The organism is Pseudomonas arsenicoxydans (genome assembly GCF_006438915.1).
GTDB classification, from domain to species: domain Bacteria; phylum Pseudomonadota; class Gammaproteobacteria; order Pseudomonadales; family Pseudomonadaceae; genus Aquipseudomonas; species Aquipseudomonas arsenicoxydans_A.
In genome coordinates this window covers 610335-624143 of the sequence record NZ_RCZE01000001.1, presented here as the reverse complement: position 1 = coordinate 624143, position 13809 = coordinate 610335, and the positions used below count along the sequence as shown (strand labels likewise).

Genomic DNA, 13809 nt, shown 5'->3' with positions numbered 1-13809 from the left:
CACCTTGATCGGGCAAAGCGGCGCGGCGCATCAATGGCCGGCGGCAAATTGCTGCGTAGGATAACACTGCACCTTGCTCCAACGCAGTTGACGAAGATCAGGGTTAGGAGTCCGATAGGGCGCTTGGCAAATGACCTAAGGAGAGTTCTGATGGCAAAGCGAATCCAGTTCCGCGCCCATGGCGGCCCCGAAGTGCTCGAGTACGTCGAATTCCAACCTGCTGAGCCCGGCCCGCAGCAAGTCCGCGTCGCCAACAAGGCTATCGGCCTGAACTTCATCGACACTTATTACCGCAGCGGCCTCTACCCGCCGCCAGCCCTGCCATCGGGCCTGGGTTCGGAAGGCGCGGGCATCGTCGAGGCGGTGGGCAGCGAAGTGACCCGCTTCAAGATCGGCGATCGCGTGGCTTACGGCAGCGGCCCGCTGGGCGCCTACAGCGATGTTCATGTGTTGCCCGAGGCCAATCTGGTGCTGCTGCCAGAGGCGATCAGCTTCGAAACGGCGGCCGGGGTGATGCTCAAGGGCCTGACCGTGCAGTACCTGCTGCGTCAGACCTATGAACTCAAGGGTGGCGAAACCATTCTGTTCCACGCCGCCGCTGGGGGTGTCGGTTCGCTGGCGTGCCAATGGGCCAAGGCATTGGGCGTGAAGTTGATCGGTACGGTCAGCTCGCCGGAGAAAGCCGCACTGGCCAAGGCCAACGGTGCCTGGGCGACCATCGATTACAGCCATGAAAACGTCGCACAACGCGTACTGGAATTGACCGACGGGAAGAAGGTGCCGGTGGTGTACGACGGCGTTGGCAAAGACACGTGGCTGACGTCGCTGGACAGCGTTTCCCCACGCGGTCTGGTGGTGAGTTTTGGTAACGCCTCAGGCGCGGTAGACGGGGTCAATCTGGGGATATTGTCGGCGAAAGGTTCGCTGTACGTGACCCGACCGACGCTCGCGACTTACGCCAACAATGCCGAAAACCTGCAGCGGATGGCGGATGAGTTGTTTGAGATGATCATCAGCGGGAAGTTGAACGTGGACATCAGTCACACGTATCCGTTGGCTGACGCGGCGAAGGCGCAGACCGAATTGTCGGCGCGGCGCACGACTGGCTCGACAGTATTGTTGCCTTGAGGGCCCCATCGCGGGCAAGCCCGGCTCCCACAGGGATCACCGAAACCTGTGGGAGCCGGGCTTGCCCGCGATGAACGATGACGCGGTTTTAATCGGGGCGCACAACGTGGCCGGTCGCGAGATCCCGGATAACGCTCGGATTCTTGCGCCCTCCCAGATTCCCGCCCAACACATAATCCACCTGCCCGCGGAAATATTGCTCCACACGAATCCGCGTACGCGCCGCCGGGCGTCCTTGCGGGTTGGCCGAGGTGGAAACCAGCGGCCCGACCGCTGCGCACAAATCCCGCACCAGCGGATGATCGCTGACCCTGAGCGCCACCGTCTCGTGCACGCCAGTGATCCACTGCGGCAAAAGATTCTGGTGCGGCACCAGCCAGGTGTTCGGCCCGGGCCAGGTGCTGGCCATGCGGTCCATCCACAGTTCCGGGAAGTCTTCGAAGAGGAAGTCGAACTGGCGGATGTTGTCGGCGACCAGAATCAGCCCCTTGTTCAAAGACCGGCCCTTGAGCATCAGTAGACGATGCACCGCCTGTTCGTCCCACGGATCGCAACCCAACCCCCAGACCGCTTCGGTTGGATAGGCAATCACCGCACCTGCGCGAACGGCTTGCGCGGCTTGTTGCACACGCCAACTGTTGACCATGAAAAACTCTCCGAAAAAAGGCTCCGCGCAGTTTACCGATGTTCCTTATAAAACCTAGCTCACCCGCGCAAACCAGCGCCCGCTTTCGCAAACGGCGCGGCCCTCCATTTCCAGTTCGGTCAGCGCCGCCAGCACTTTGGGCAAAGCCCAGCCGCTGCTGACGGACAACGCTTCACTGGTGTGTGGGGCCGCGTGCAACAGCATGAGCAACGGATGAGTAACAGAAGGGGCCTCGCTGTACAACGGCAACTGTTGCCAGCCGCGCAAGGCTTCGAGGATATGTTCGATGGTTTCCACCAGCATCGCGCCGTCCCGGATCAACTGATGACAGCCCTTGGCGCCGGGATGATGGATCGATCCAGGAATCGCATACACCTCCCGACCTTGCTCCGCCGCCAGCCTCGCGGTGATCAACGAGCCACTCGCCACACTGGCCTCGACCACCAGCACGCCAAGCGACAAACCGCTGATGATTCGATTGCGCCGGGGGAAGTTGCTGGCGGTCGGGCCTGCGTCCAGCGGGAACTCCGAAAGCACCGCACTGCCCGACGCAATCATGGCGTCGGCCAGTCGTCGATTGCGCTGTGGATAAAACTTTTCAAGTCCCGTGCCAAGTACACCGACCGTTCGCCCGCCCACGTCCAGCGCGGCTTGATGCGCGGCCGCATCAATGCCCAGCGCCAGACCGCTGGTGATGACAAAACCGGCACCCGCCAGGCTGCGAGAAAATGCGGCAGCGGTGTCCATGCCCGGCCGTGAAGCGCGACGACTGCCGACCATCGCCAGTTGCGGTTTTTCCAGAATCCCCGGATCGCCCGCCACGAACAACAGCGGCGGCGCGTCACTGATTTCCGCCAGCAGCGCCGGGTAGTCAGGCTGGTCCCACATCAGTAAATGCTGGCCCGGACGCTCTAGCCAGGCCAATGCATGACTGGCGCCATCGCGCACGTCGTTGGCGCGGCGAGCCTCGGCGCACGCCAATGGCAAGCCCAGCGACCGCCAGGCACTGGCCGGCGCACTGATGGCTTTGGACGCCGAACCGAACGCTTCAAGCAGCTTCTTGAAACGCGCCGGGCCGAGTTCCGGCAAACGGTGCAAACGTAAACGAGCTTCCAGTTCCGCAGGGGAAACCGGTGTAACGGCAGGCAGCGACATGGATCATCCTTGATCGTTATGGGCCCCGTTCAAACGGGAATAAGCTGTGGATAACTCTGTTGGTAACTTGTGGAGCTGGCTAAGGATTTCGCACCTTGTCCATCACGGCCAACGAGCGCGAAGCGGTCAGCACCAGCCCGTAGCTGAGCTTGTCGTAGGTGCGGAAAACCATCAGCAATCCGGCCTGCTCATCGGGGATCTTCAGGGGCTGGCCAGTGATCCGGTCGCGCACGGTTTCGCCGGTTTTCATCACCACCAGCACGTTGCCTTCGACAAGGCCATCACGCTGCCCCTTGTTCAGCGTGACCACATCCAGCGCGCCAATCTGCGTCACCCCGCGCGGCACATCGATGATCAGCCCGTTGACTGGTGTTTTCGGCGCGCTGGGCATGAAGGTCGAGTTGATCGAGCGTTCTTCGCCGCTGAACAAGCGGTCGCCGAGGCGCACTTCCTGGGTCGTGCGCTGCAAGGCGAGGGTAGCGACGTCGCCTTCAGTGGCAACAATTTCCCCGCCACCAATGTCGTCGGCATTAATTCCCAAAAATTCTTTGGTTTCGGGGTCGGTGTAGACCTTGCCCTGACGGAAGATCCCGTAAACCGGTTGATCGGGATCGAAATGACCACGGGCGAAGATGCGGTCGCCGGTGCCGCTCAGCACGCGTTCGGCGTCGCCGGCGACGATGTACGGCGCCTTATTGAAATCCTCGACATTGTCGATGATGCGGTTACTCAGCAAAAAGCTGTTGATCGATCGTAGCGGAATGCTCGGAATGGCTTCGGCCACCGCCGAACTGCGCACACGAGGCGACAGCTTGATCGTGCCGCGTGATTCACCGCGATTGAGGGTCAGCCGCGGCTGGCCGTTGACGTAGACCAGCGACAGCGAATCGCCGGGATAGATGAGATTGGGGTTTTCGATTTGCGGATTGGCTTGCCACAGCTCGGGCCATTGCCACGGCTGGCGCAGGTATTTACCGGAGATGTCCCAGAGTGTGTCCCCCGTAACCACTGTGTATTGCTGTGGAAAACCTTCCTTGAGTTGCACTTGCCCGTGCGCCACACCGGCCGAAGCCAGAAGGAGCAAGGCGAGTAGTGATTTCCTCATGCGGTGAATCCCTTTATTATGTGCGTTCGCGTAAAACGCCAGAGCCTTCGTGGCTCGCTCCCCGTGCTTTACTAAGAAAAGGGAGCTACGTTTTACAACGGTAGCCTGCATCTTCGGACCCGCCAGGCCATCGACCCGACTTTCCTCACATGTGCAGCAATCAAGCTTATGGCCATTTTAGACATCCTCGAATTTCCCGACTCGCGCCTGCGCACTATCGCCAAACCTGTGGCCGTAGTGGACGACGAAGTGCGTCAGTTGGTCGATGACATGTTTGAAACAATGTATGAAGCGCCAGGCATCGGCCTCGCCGCAACCCAGGTCAACGTGCACAAACGTATCGTGGTGATGGACCTCTCCGAAGACCGCAGCGAACCGCGGGTGTTCATCAACCCCGAGTTCGAGACCCTGACCGACGAGATGGAGCAATACCAGGAAGGCTGCCTCTCGGTGCCGGGCTTTTACGAAAACGTCGATCGCCCACAGAAGGTCAAGATCAAGGCCCTGGACCGCGACGGCCAGCCTTACGAACTGATCGCCGAAGGCCTGCTCGCCGTGTGCATCCAGCATGAATGCGACCACCTGAACGGCAAATTGTTCGTCGACTACCTGTCCAGTCTCAAACGCGACCGAATCAAGAAGAAACTGGAAAAGCTCCATCGCCAGAACGCTTGATGCCCTCCTTTCAAAGGCTTGCTGCGGCAAGCCTTTTTCTTTTGCGAGACCTTTAACATGACTGAGCCATTGCGCATCGTCTTTGCCGGCACCCCGGAATTCGCCGCGGACCACCTCAAGGCCCTGCTCGACAGCCCTTATGAGATCGTCGCGGTCTACACCCAACCGGACCGTCCGGCGGGTCGTGGGCAAAAGCTGATGCCGAGCCCGGTCAAGCAGTTGGCGTTGGAAAACAACATCCCGGTGTTGCAACCGCCGACCCTGCGCAACGAAGACGCTCAGGCTGAACTGGCCGCGCTCAAGCCGGACTTGCTGGTGGTGGTCGCCTACGGCCTGATCCTGCCGCAAGTGGTGCTGGATATTCCGCGGCTGGGCTGCATCAACAGCCACGCGTCCCTGCTGCCTCGCTGGCGCGGGGCGGCGCCGATCCAGCGCGCCGTCGAAGCGGGCGACAGCGAAAGTGGCGTCACTGTGATGCGCATGGAACTGGGCCTGGACACCGGGCCGATGTTGCTCAAAGTCGCCACGCCGATCAGCGCTGACGACACCGGCGGCAGCCTGCATGATCGTCTGGCAGAGATGGGCCCACCGGCCGTGATTCAGGCAATTGCCGGTCTCGCCGCTGGCACGCTGGAAGGCGAAGTGCAGGATGACAGCCTCGCCACTTATGCTCACAAATTGAACAAGGACGAAGCGCGCATCGACTGGAATCGTCCGGCTATCGAGCTCGAACGTCTGGTTCGCGCCTTCAACCCATGGCCGGTGACCCACAGCACGCTGAATGGCGAAGCGCTGAAAGTGCTGGCCGCGAGCCTAGCCGAAGGGAAGGGCGCGCCAGGTGAAATCCTCAACGCCAGCAAGGACGGCTTGATCGTCGCTTGCGGTGAGCAGGCTTTGTGCTTGACCCGCCTGCAATTGCCCGGCGGCAAAGCACTGAACTTCAGCGATCTGTTCAACAGCCGTAAAGAGAAATTCGCCGTCGGCACTGTGCTCGGTCAAGCGGCGGACGCTCAATGAACCCGCGTCTGGCCGCCGCCAAGGCACTCGCCGCCGTTCTGAACGGAAAAGCCTCGCTCAACAGTTCTCTGCCGACACAAATGGACAAAGTTGAAGATCGCGATCGCGGCTTCACTCAGGACTTGGCGTTCGGCACCGCGCGCTGGCAGCCACGGTTGTCGGCACTGGCGGCCAAACTGCTGCAAAAGCCCTTCAAGGCTGCCGATGCAGACGTCGAAGCGCTGTTGTTGGTCGGCCTCTATCAACTGCTCTACACCCGTGTTCCGGCCCACGCCGCCATCGGTGAAACGGTCGGTTGCGCCGACAAGCTGAAAAAGCCTTGGGCCAAAGCCTTGCTCAACGCCGTGTTGCGTCGTGCCCAGCGTGAAAGCGAAGCGCTGCTGGCCGAGCTGGAACACGACCCGGTGGTGCGCACCGCCCACCCACGCTGGCTGCAAAAATCCCTGAAGGCATTCTGGCCCGAGCAATGGGAAGCCATTTGCGCAGCGAACAACGCGCACCCGCCGATGATTCTGCGGGTCAACCGTCGCCATCACACTCGCGACGCTTACCTCGGTTTGCTGACCGAAGCCGGGATCGCCGCGACGCCGTGCGTCTACAGTCAGGACGGCATCATCCTTGAAGCCGCCGCCGACGTACGTAGCCTGCCGGGCTTCGCCGATGGCTGGATCAGCGTGCAGGACGAGGCGGCGCAACTGGCCGCCGACCTGCTCGACCTGGCGCCGGGCCAACGGGTGCTGGACGCCTGCTGTGCACCGGGCGGCAAGACCTGCCACATCCTCGAAGCCGAGCCAAAACTGGCCGGTGTTGTCGCGGTGGACCTGGAAGCCAAACGTCTGGTGCGGGTGCGCGAAAACCTTGCACGTCTGGGCCTCAGCGCCGAACTGATCGCCGCCGATGGCCGCGACACTAAAACCTGGTGGGACGGCAAACCGTTCCAGCGCATCCTGCTGGACGCGCCGTGCTCGGCGACTGGGGTCATCCGTCGTCACCCGGACATCAAGCTGACCCGCCAACCCGACGACATTGCCGCACTCTCCGTGCTGCAAGGCGAATTGCTCGACGCTATGTGGATAACTCTGGAGGTGGGCGGCATCCTGCTTTACGCCACCTGCTCGACGCTGCCGACCGAAAACACCGAAGTCATCGAAGCCTTCCTCGCCCGCACGCCGGGCGCCCGTGAACTGGACCTCGCCACGGCGGCCGGCATCAAGCAACCTCACGGTCGGCAATTGCTCGCGCAGGAAGGTGGTCACGACGGGTTCTACTACGCCAAGCTGATCAAGATTGCCGCTGTGCGGTCTTAAACGGATTTAATGGAGTGACTGGATGAAAATCATCATCCTCGGTGCGGGGCAGGTCGGCGGTTCGCTGGCGGAACACTTGGCCAGCGAAGCCAACGACATCACGGTGGTCGACACCGACGGCGAACGCCTGCGCGACCTCGGTGATCGACTGGACATCCGCACCGTGCAGGGCCGCGGCTCACTGCCGACGGTGCTGCGCCAGGCCGGCGCCGACGACGCCGACATGTTGGTGGCCGTGACCAACAGTGACGAAACCAACATGGTGGCCTGTCAGGTCGCCCACACGCTGTTTCATACGCCGACCAAAATCGCCCGGGTTCGCGAAGCCGCGTACCTGACGCGCCCCGAGCTGTGGGATAACGACGCAATCCCGGTGGATGTGCTGATCAGCCCGGAACAAGTGGTCACCAACTACATCAAGCGCCTGATCGAGCATCCGGGCGCCTTGCAGGTGATCGACTTCGCCGAAGGCAAAGCGCAACTGGTCGCGGTGAAGGCGTATTACGGCGGGCCGCTGGTGGGTCAGCAACTGCGGCAATTGCGTGAGCACATGCCGAATGTCGAAACCCGCGTCGCCGCGATTTTCCGCCGTGACCGGCCGATTCTGCCGCAGGGTGACACCGTCATCGAGGCCGACGACGAAGTGTTTTTCATCGCCGCCAAGGACAATATCCGAGCGGTGATGAGCGAAATGCGCCGGCTGGATGAAACCTACAAGCGCATCGTCATTGCCGGCGGTGGGCAGATCGGTGAGCGACTGGCCGAGGCCATCGAAAGCCGTTACCAGGTGAAGATCATCGAGATGAACCCGGCCCGCTGTCGTCATCTCTCGGACACCCTCGACAGCACCGTGGTGTTGCAGGGCAGTGCGTCCGACCGCGATTTGTTGATGGAAGAGAACATCGCCGACGCCGATATCTTCCTGGCCCTGACCAACGACGACGAAGCCAACATCATGTCCTCGCTGCTGGCCAAGCGCCTGGGCGCGAAGAAGGTGATGACGATCATCAACAACCCGGCGTACGTTGATTTGATTCAGGGCGGCGATATCGATATCGCCATCAGCCCGCAACTGGCGACCATCGGCACGCTGCTGGCCCACGTACGGCGCGGCGATATCGTCAGCGTGCACTCGTTGCGCCGAGGCGCGGCTGAGGCCATCGAGGCGATTGCCCACGGTGATGCGAAGTCGAGCAAGGTGATTGGCAAGGCTATCGAGAACATCGGTCTGCCGCCGGGAACGACGATTGGCGCGATCATTCGGGATGAGGAAGTCATCATTGCCCATGACGATACGGTGATCGAAACGGGCGACCATGTGATTTTGTTCCTTGTGGATAAAAAGCATATTCGCGATGTGGAGAAGCTGTTTCATGTGGGGCTGAGCTTCTTCTGATCCAGAATTTTCGCTGGGCAGACTGGCCCCTTCGCGAGCAAGCCCGCTCCCACATTAGATCTTCAGTGGAAATTAATGCTGTGTACGAAGACGATTCAATGTGGGAGCGGGCTTGCTCGCGAAGGCGGTCTTTCAGAGAAAAATCCTTCACTGATTCACCTCAACAAGGAATCCACCCAATGCTCGAATCCCTGGAAAAAATGCTCGCCAAGGGTGTGGATAACTCATTGTTGCGCTTCGGCCTGGGCAAGGATTACCTGGACCTGGGGGAAAACGCCAAGGCGGCCGAGCATTTCCAGCGCTGCGTCGAATTCGATCCGAAGTATTCCGCGGCCTGGAAGCTGTTGGGCAAAGCCCATCTGGCGCAGGAAGATTTCGCGGCTGCCCGGCAGGCATGGGAACAAGGTCTGGAAGCCGCCCGCGCGCATGGAGACAAGCAGGCAGAAAAGGAAATGGCGGTGTTTCTGAAGAAACTCGAGCGCAACGCTCACTGATCAGAGGTAACGCAGGTCTATCCCGTCGGCATCGACCTGAATCACTTCCATGCGCACACGCGGCGCACCTGTGGGTAAATCCTGCACCTGCCCATACACCACCGCGCCTTTGGGCAACGACGACAGGCGCGGATGCTTGACGTAGACGCCCGTGGTCGTCAGGTTGCGCGTCTGGCCCAGGCATTCGCCGAAGCTTTCATGGCTGATCTTGATGCGAAACGATTTGCGGTGTTCGGACATCTGCTGCGCCCTTTTAATGAACAGTTGTGGATAACCCTGGCCGCAAAATTATCCACAGATCATGCCAACCTGATCAATACCAGCGTTCTTCACCCGGTGGACGCTTCTTGAAGCGCTTCATGCTCCACATGTACTGGCTGGGATAAGCCCGCACATAACGCTCGACCACTTGGCTCATGGCCGCGCAGGACGTCTCGGTATCAGTGCTGTACATGGCCTCCGGTGCGGCTTCGAGGATCACTTTGTACCCCGAACCGTCCGGCAACCGCAGCGCATGCAGGAACACGCCGACCGCTTTACCGCCGGCGAGCATGTTCGGCACGAATTTGCTGGTCAGGGCCTGGGTGGCAAAGAACGGCACGAAGATCCCGGCGGATTCGGCCGGTTCCGGGTCAGCGGGAATGCCCACTGCACCACCTTTGCGCACCTCTTTGATGACGCTGAGGATGCCTTCCTTGGTGGAAGCGGCTACCCGGTTGCCCAACTGCACTCGTTGTTTGCGCAGCAATTCATCCACAGCCTTCAACTTCGGTGGCCGATAGAAAATGATCGGTTTGCACTGGTTGCAATAGAAGTGATTCAACACTTCCCAATTGCCCAGGTGGCTGGTGATACCCACGACCCCTTTGCCGGAAGCGAGGGCGTCCTTCAAGACGTCGAGCCCTTCGACTTCGCGCACCAGGTCGATGGAACGCTGGGCTGGCCAGATCCAGGCGCAGGCGCTTTCGGTCAGGGACTTGCCGATGTCTTTCAGGCTCTGGCCGACCAGACGCTCGCGCTCGGCCGGGTCCATCTCGGGGAAACACTTGGCGAGGTTGATCCGCACCACATCGCGGGAACGGTTCGGGGTTTTCCACATGACCCAGCCAATCGCCGAGCCCACGGCCTGCACGGCCCGCCACGGGAGCAGGGCAAACAGCCGCAGAGCGCCTACCAGCAAGGCGCCTTTAAACTTATCCACAGGTCACTCCTGATTTTGTGCTGTGCGCGAGGCGGCTATTCTAACCGCCGTTCGCCAAGGTCGCGTAGCGATCGCAATCGCGGGTGTGGTCCATGACCATGCCGGAGGCCTGCATCAGCGCGTAGCAAATGGTCGGACCGACGAACGTGAAGCCGGCCTTTTTCAGGCCTTTGCTCATTTCCACCGCCACTGGCGTGACCGCCGGGACTTCGGTGCGATCCTTGAAATGATTGATCACGGGCGTGCCGTCGACGAAGGACCAGAGAAACGCCACCGGGTCCTCCAGCGCCAGCCAGGCCTGGGCGTTGCGCCGGGCGGCGTTGAGTTTGAGGCGGTTGCGGATGATGCCCGGATCGAGCATCAATTCATCGATTTCGGCGTCGCTCATCTGCGCCACGCGCTGTACGTCGAAGCCGAACAACACCTCGCGATAACGCTCACGTTTACGCAAGACCGTGATCCAGGAGAGGCCGGCCTGGAACCCTTCGAGCAAAAGCAACTCGAACAATCCCTGCGCATCGCGTAGCGGCGTGCCCCACTCCTGGTCGTGATAAGCCATGTACAGCGGATCTTCGGAACACCAAAAGCAGCGTGGCATAAGGCTCCAGGGGGCGTGCGCAGCAATGAATCGGGTATACTCCCGCTCTTTAAATCGCAGCCCAAGAAACAGGTGAATTTCGTGAGCCAGCCTACGCCAGCCGTGCGTACCTTCCAAGACTTGATCCTCGCGCTCCAGCAATACTGGGCCGAGCAAGGTTGTGTGGTACTTCAGCCCTACGATATGGAAGTAGGCGCCGGCACTTTCCACACTGCCACTTTCCTGCGTGCCATTGGCCCGGAAACCTGGAACGCCGCTTATGTGCAGCCCAGTCGTCGCCCGACTGACGGCCGCTACGGCGAAAACCCGAACCGTCTGCAGCACTACTACCAGTTCCAGGTGGTGTTGAAGCCGAACCCGGACAACTTCCAGGAACTGTACCTGGGCTCCCTCAAGCACGTCGGCCTGGACCCGTTGGTCCACGACATCCGCTTCGTCGAAGACAACTGGGAATCGCCGACCCTCGGCGCCTGGGGTCTGGGCTGGGAAGTCTGGCTCAACGGCATGGAAGTGACGCAATTCACTTACTTCCAGCAAGCGGGCGGCATCGAATGCTACCCGGTGACCGGCGAGATCACTTACGGTCTCGAGCGTCTGGCCATGTACCTGCAAGGCGTGGACTCGGTCTACGACCTGGTCTGGGCTGACGGCCCGATGGGCAAAGTGACCTACGGCGACGTTTTCCACCAAAACGAAGTGGAGCAGTCGACCTACAACTTCGAACACGCCAACGTCGAGAAGCTGTTCGAACTGTTCGACTTCTATGAAAGCGAAGCCAAGCGCCTGATCGAACTCGACCAGCCGCTGCCGCTGCCGAGCTACGAAATGGTGTTGAAGGCCTCCCATACTTTCAACCTGCTGGATGCGCGCCGGGCGATTTCGGTGACTGCGCGTCAGCAATACATTCTGCGTGTGCGCACCCTGGCGCGTTCCGTTGCGCAAGCCTACCTGCTGGCTCGCGCCAAGCTGGGCTTCCCGATGGCGACCCCGGACCTGCGTGATGAAGTACTGGCCAAGCTGGAGGCTGCACAATGAGTGCTCTGGATTTTCTGGTTGAACTGGGCACTGAAGAACTGCCACCCAAAGCCCTGAACACTCTGGCCGAGGCGTTCCTCGCCGGTATCGACAAGGGCCTGCAAGCCGCCGGCCTGAACTACGAGACCAAAACCGTCTACGCCGCGCCGCGCCGCCTGGCCGTGCTGATCACCTCGCTGGCCACCCAGCAACCTGATCGCAGCATCAACCTCGATGGCCCGCCACGTCAGGCGGCATTCGATGCCGAAGGCAACCCGACCCAGGCAGCACTGGGTTTTGCCAAGAAGTGCGGCGTCGAGCTGAGCGAAATCGATCAGAGCGGTCCGAAACTGCGTTACAGCCAAAGCATCGCGGGTAAGCCGACTGCGAGCCTGCTACCGACTATCGTCGAAGATTCGCTGAACGACCTGCCGATCCCGAAACGCATGCGTTGGGGCGCTCGCAAGGAAGAATTCGTTCGTCCGACCCAATGGCTGGTGATGCTGCTCGGTGACGAAGTTATCGATTGCACCATCCTCGCGCAGAAGGCTGGCCGCGATTCCCGTGGTCACCGCTTCCATCACCCGGAAAACGTGCGCATCACCTCGCCGGCCAATTACCTGGCCGACTTGCGTGCCGCTTATGTTCTGGCCGATGCCAACGAACGTCGCGACATCATCAGCAAGCGCACCGAAGAACTGGCTACCCGTCAGGAAGGCACGGCGATTGTTCCGCCGGCACTGCTCGACGAAGTGACCGCGCTGGTCGAATGGCCAGTGCCGCTGGTGTGCTCGTTTGAAGAGCGTTTCCTCGACGTGCCGCAAGAAGCACTGATCACCACCATGCAGGACAACCAGAAGTATTTCTGCCTGCTGGATGCCGACGGCAAGTTGCTGCCACGTTTCATCACCGTGGCCAACATCGAAAGCAAAGACCCGCAACAGATCATCGCCGGTAACGAGAAAGTGGTTCGCCCACGCCTGACCGACGCCGAGTTTTTCTTCAAGCAAGACAAGAAGCAGAAACTCGAAGACTTCAACCTGCGCCTGCAAAACGTGGTGTTCCAGGAAAAACTCGGCAGCGTTTACGACAAGGCCGAGCGCGTTTCCAAACTCGCTGCGTTCATCGCGCAACGCATTGGCGGCAACACTGCATGGGCTTCCCGTGCCGGCCTGCTGTCCAAGTGCGACCTGTCGACCGAAATGGTCGGTGAGTTCCCGGAGATGCAAGGTGTCGCCGGTTACTACTACGCCCTCAACGACGGCGAGCCGCAAGAAGTCGCCCTGGCGCTGAACGAGCAGTACATGCCGCGCGGTGCCGGTGCTGAACTGCCGACCACCCTGACCGGTGCGGCCGTGGCGATCGCCGACAAGCTCGACACCCTGGTGGGCATTTTCGGTATCGGCATGCTGCCAACCGGCAGCAAAGACCCGTACGCCTTGCGCCGTGCTGCACTCGGCGTACTGCGTATCCTCATCGACAAAAAGCTCGATCTGGACCTGAACGACGCCGTGGCTTTCGCCGTGAATGCGTTCGGTGCCAAGGTCAAGGCTGCCGGCCTCAACGACGCGGTGCTGGAGTTCATCTTCGACCGTCTGCGTGCCCGTTACGAAGACGAAGGTGTCGACGTCGCGACTTACCTGTCGGTTCGCGCCCTGAAGCCGGGTTCGGCACTGGACTTCGACCAGCGTGTTCAAGCGGTAGAAGCCTTCCGCAAATTGCCGGAAGCCGCGGCCCTGGCTGCGGTGAACAAACGCGTATCGAACTTGTTGAGCAAGGCCGAAGGTTCGATTCCATCGGTGGTGGAAGCCAAGTACTTCGACAATGCCAACGAGTTCTCCCTGTACTCGGCGATCCAGCAGGCGGACCAGGCTGTCCAGCCAATGGCCGCTGCGCGTCAGTACAGCGAATCGCTGGCACGCCTGGCCGCGTTGCGCGAGCCAGTGGATGCGTTCTTCGAAGCGGTGATGGTCAACGCGGAAGATGCCAAGGTCCGCGCCAACCGTTATGCCTTGCTGGCGCGTCTGCGTGGCCTGTTCCTCGGCGTCGCTGATATTTCGCTGCTGAGCTAAG

At 60.8% G+C, this 13809-nt stretch carries 14 protein-coding genes; 8 read left to right on the top strand and 6 right to left on the bottom strand.

Translation table 11 applies throughout. The features are described 5' to 3' along the window. The first annotated feature begins 150 nt into the window (after window positions 1–150). Entirely contained in the window at window positions 151–1128 is a 978-nt protein-coding gene (locus EAH78_RS02855; protein WP_140665297.1) for an NADPH:quinone reductase, read from the top strand. A gap of 88 nt (window positions 1129–1216) precedes the next feature. On the opposite strand, the gene EAH78_RS02850 is transcribed toward EAH78_RS02855, so the two are convergent. The 3 genes from EAH78_RS02850 to EAH78_RS02840 form a co-directional block, all read right to left on the bottom strand. Beyond that, the gene (locus EAH78_RS02850; RefSeq protein WP_140665294.1) at window positions 1217–1774 is read right to left on the bottom strand and encodes an L-threonylcarbamoyladenylate synthase; all 558 of its coding nucleotides are present in this window, start codon (window positions 1772–1774) and stop codon (window positions 1217–1219) included. A 54-nt stretch (window positions 1775–1828) separates the two neighbouring features. Further along, the gene (dprA, locus tag EAH78_RS02845; protein WP_140665290.1) at window positions 1829–2929 is read right to left on the bottom strand and encodes a DNA-processing protein DprA; all 1101 of its coding nucleotides are present in this window, start codon (window positions 2927–2929) and stop codon (window positions 1829–1831) included. 79 nt (window positions 2930–3008) lie between these two features. Further along, a complete protein-coding gene (locus EAH78_RS02840; protein ID WP_140665287.1) occupies window positions 3009–4034 on the bottom strand; it encodes a LysM peptidoglycan-binding domain-containing protein in 1026 nt (341 codons plus the stop codon). A gap of 168 nt (window positions 4035–4202) precedes the next feature. Here EAH78_RS02840 and def point away from each other — a divergent pair, with 168 nt between their 5' ends. The 5 genes from def to EAH78_RS02815 all read left to right on the top strand — a co-directional run bounded on the left by def (window position 4203) and on the right by EAH78_RS02815 (window position 8923). Then, complete coding sequence (gene def, locus EAH78_RS02835; RefSeq protein ID WP_027926190.1) at window positions 4203–4709, top strand: peptide deformylase; 507 nt, start codon at window positions 4203–4205, stop codon at window positions 4707–4709. Window positions 4710–4766: 57 nt separating this feature from the next. Further along, window positions 4767–5726 carry a methionyl-tRNA formyltransferase gene (gene fmt, locus EAH78_RS02830; protein WP_140665283.1) on the top strand — a complete coding sequence of 320 codons (960 nt, stop codon included), beginning with the start codon at window positions 4767–4769 and terminating at the stop codon, window positions 5724–5726. Then, window positions 5723–7033, top strand: a complete 1311-nt coding sequence (gene rsmB, locus EAH78_RS02825; RefSeq protein ID WP_140665278.1) for a 16S rRNA (cytosine(967)-C(5))-methyltransferase RsmB — start codon at window positions 5723–5725, stop codon at window positions 7031–7033. Before fmt ends, rsmB begins: the two co-directional genes overlap by 4 nt. A 22-nt stretch (window positions 7034–7055) precedes the next feature. Continuing rightward, window positions 7056–8429 carry a Trk system potassium transporter TrkA gene (gene trkA, locus EAH78_RS02820; protein WP_140665274.1) on the top strand — a complete coding sequence of 458 codons (1374 nt, stop codon included), beginning with the start codon at window positions 7056–7058 and terminating at the stop codon, window positions 8427–8429. Between the two features lie 179 nt (window positions 8430–8608). Beyond that, window positions 8609–8923, top strand: coding sequence for a tetratricopeptide repeat protein (locus EAH78_RS02815; RefSeq protein WP_140665271.1), 315 nt, complete (start codon window positions 8609–8611; stop codon window positions 8921–8923). On the opposite strand, the gene EAH78_RS02810 is transcribed toward EAH78_RS02815, so the two are convergent. From EAH78_RS02810 to tag, 3 genes are all read right to left on the bottom strand, one after another. Then, window positions 8924–9163 (bottom strand): PilZ domain-containing protein, encoded by a 240-nt coding sequence (locus tag EAH78_RS02810; RefSeq protein WP_140665268.1) that lies wholly within the window; start codon window positions 9161–9163, stop codon window positions 8924–8926. Between the two features lie 73 nt (window positions 9164–9236). Next, the gene (locus EAH78_RS02805; protein WP_140665263.1) at window positions 9237–10124 is read right to left on the bottom strand and encodes a lysophospholipid acyltransferase; all 888 of its coding nucleotides are present in this window, start codon (window positions 10122–10124) and stop codon (window positions 9237–9239) included. A gap of 40 nt (window positions 10125–10164) precedes the next feature. Further along, window positions 10165–10722, bottom strand: a complete 558-nt coding sequence (gene tag / locus EAH78_RS02800; protein ID WP_140665259.1) for a DNA-3-methyladenine glycosylase I — start codon at window positions 10720–10722, stop codon at window positions 10165–10167. Between the two features lie 81 nt (window positions 10723–10803). On the opposite strand from tag, the gene glyQ reads away from it, so the two are divergent. Both glyQ and glyS read left to right on the top strand, forming a co-directional pair. Further along, window positions 10804–11757, top strand: coding sequence for a glycine--tRNA ligase subunit alpha (glyQ, locus tag EAH78_RS02795; RefSeq protein WP_008155694.1), 954 nt, complete (start codon window positions 10804–10806; stop codon window positions 11755–11757). Next, entirely contained in the window at window positions 11754–13808 is a 2055-nt protein-coding gene (glyS, locus tag EAH78_RS02790) for a glycine--tRNA ligase subunit beta (RefSeq protein ID WP_140665255.1), read from the top strand. Before glyQ ends, glyS begins: the two co-directional genes overlap by 4 nt. The last annotated feature ends 1 nt before the right edge of the window (window position 13809 follow it).

Excerpts from the sequence above, each read along its gene's own strand:
- EAH78_RS02855 (WP_140665297.1), top strand. The coding sequence starts at position 151 with ATGGCAAAGCGAATCCAGTTCCGCGCCCATGGCGGCCCCGAAGTGCTC.
- EAH78_RS02850 (WP_140665294.1), bottom strand. The coding sequence starts at position 1,774 with ATGGTCAACAGTTGGCGTGTGCAACAAGCCGCGCAAGCCGTTCGCGCA.
- dprA (WP_140665290.1), bottom strand. The coding sequence starts at position 2,929 with ATGTCGCTGCCTGCCGTTACACCGGTTTCCCCTGCGGAACTGGAAGCT.
- EAH78_RS02840 (WP_140665287.1), bottom strand. The coding sequence starts at position 4,034 with ATGAGGAAATCACTACTCGCCTTGCTCCTTCTGGCTTCGGCCGGTGTG.
- def (WP_027926190.1), top strand. The coding sequence starts at position 4,203 with ATGGCCATTTTAGACATCCTCGAATTTCCCGACTCGCGCCTGCGCACT.
- fmt (WP_140665283.1), top strand. The coding sequence starts at position 4,767 with ATGACTGAGCCATTGCGCATCGTCTTTGCCGGCACCCCGGAATTCGCC.
- rsmB (WP_140665278.1), top strand. The coding sequence starts at position 5,723 with ATGAACCCGCGTCTGGCCGCCGCCAAGGCACTCGCCGCCGTTCTGAAC.
- trkA (WP_140665274.1), top strand. The coding sequence starts at position 7,056 with ATGAAAATCATCATCCTCGGTGCGGGGCAGGTCGGCGGTTCGCTGGCG.
- EAH78_RS02815 (WP_140665271.1), top strand. The coding sequence starts at position 8,609 with ATGCTCGAATCCCTGGAAAAAATGCTCGCCAAGGGTGTGGATAACTCA.
- EAH78_RS02810 (WP_140665268.1), bottom strand. The coding sequence starts at position 9,163 with ATGTCCGAACACCGCAAATCGTTTCGCATCAAGATCAGCCATGAAAGC.
- tag (WP_140665259.1), bottom strand. The coding sequence starts at position 10,722 with ATGCCACGCTGCTTTTGGTGTTCCGAAGATCCGCTGTACATGGCTTAT.
- glyS (WP_140665255.1), top strand. The coding sequence starts at position 11,754 with ATGAGTGCTCTGGATTTTCTGGTTGAACTGGGCACTGAAGAACTGCCA.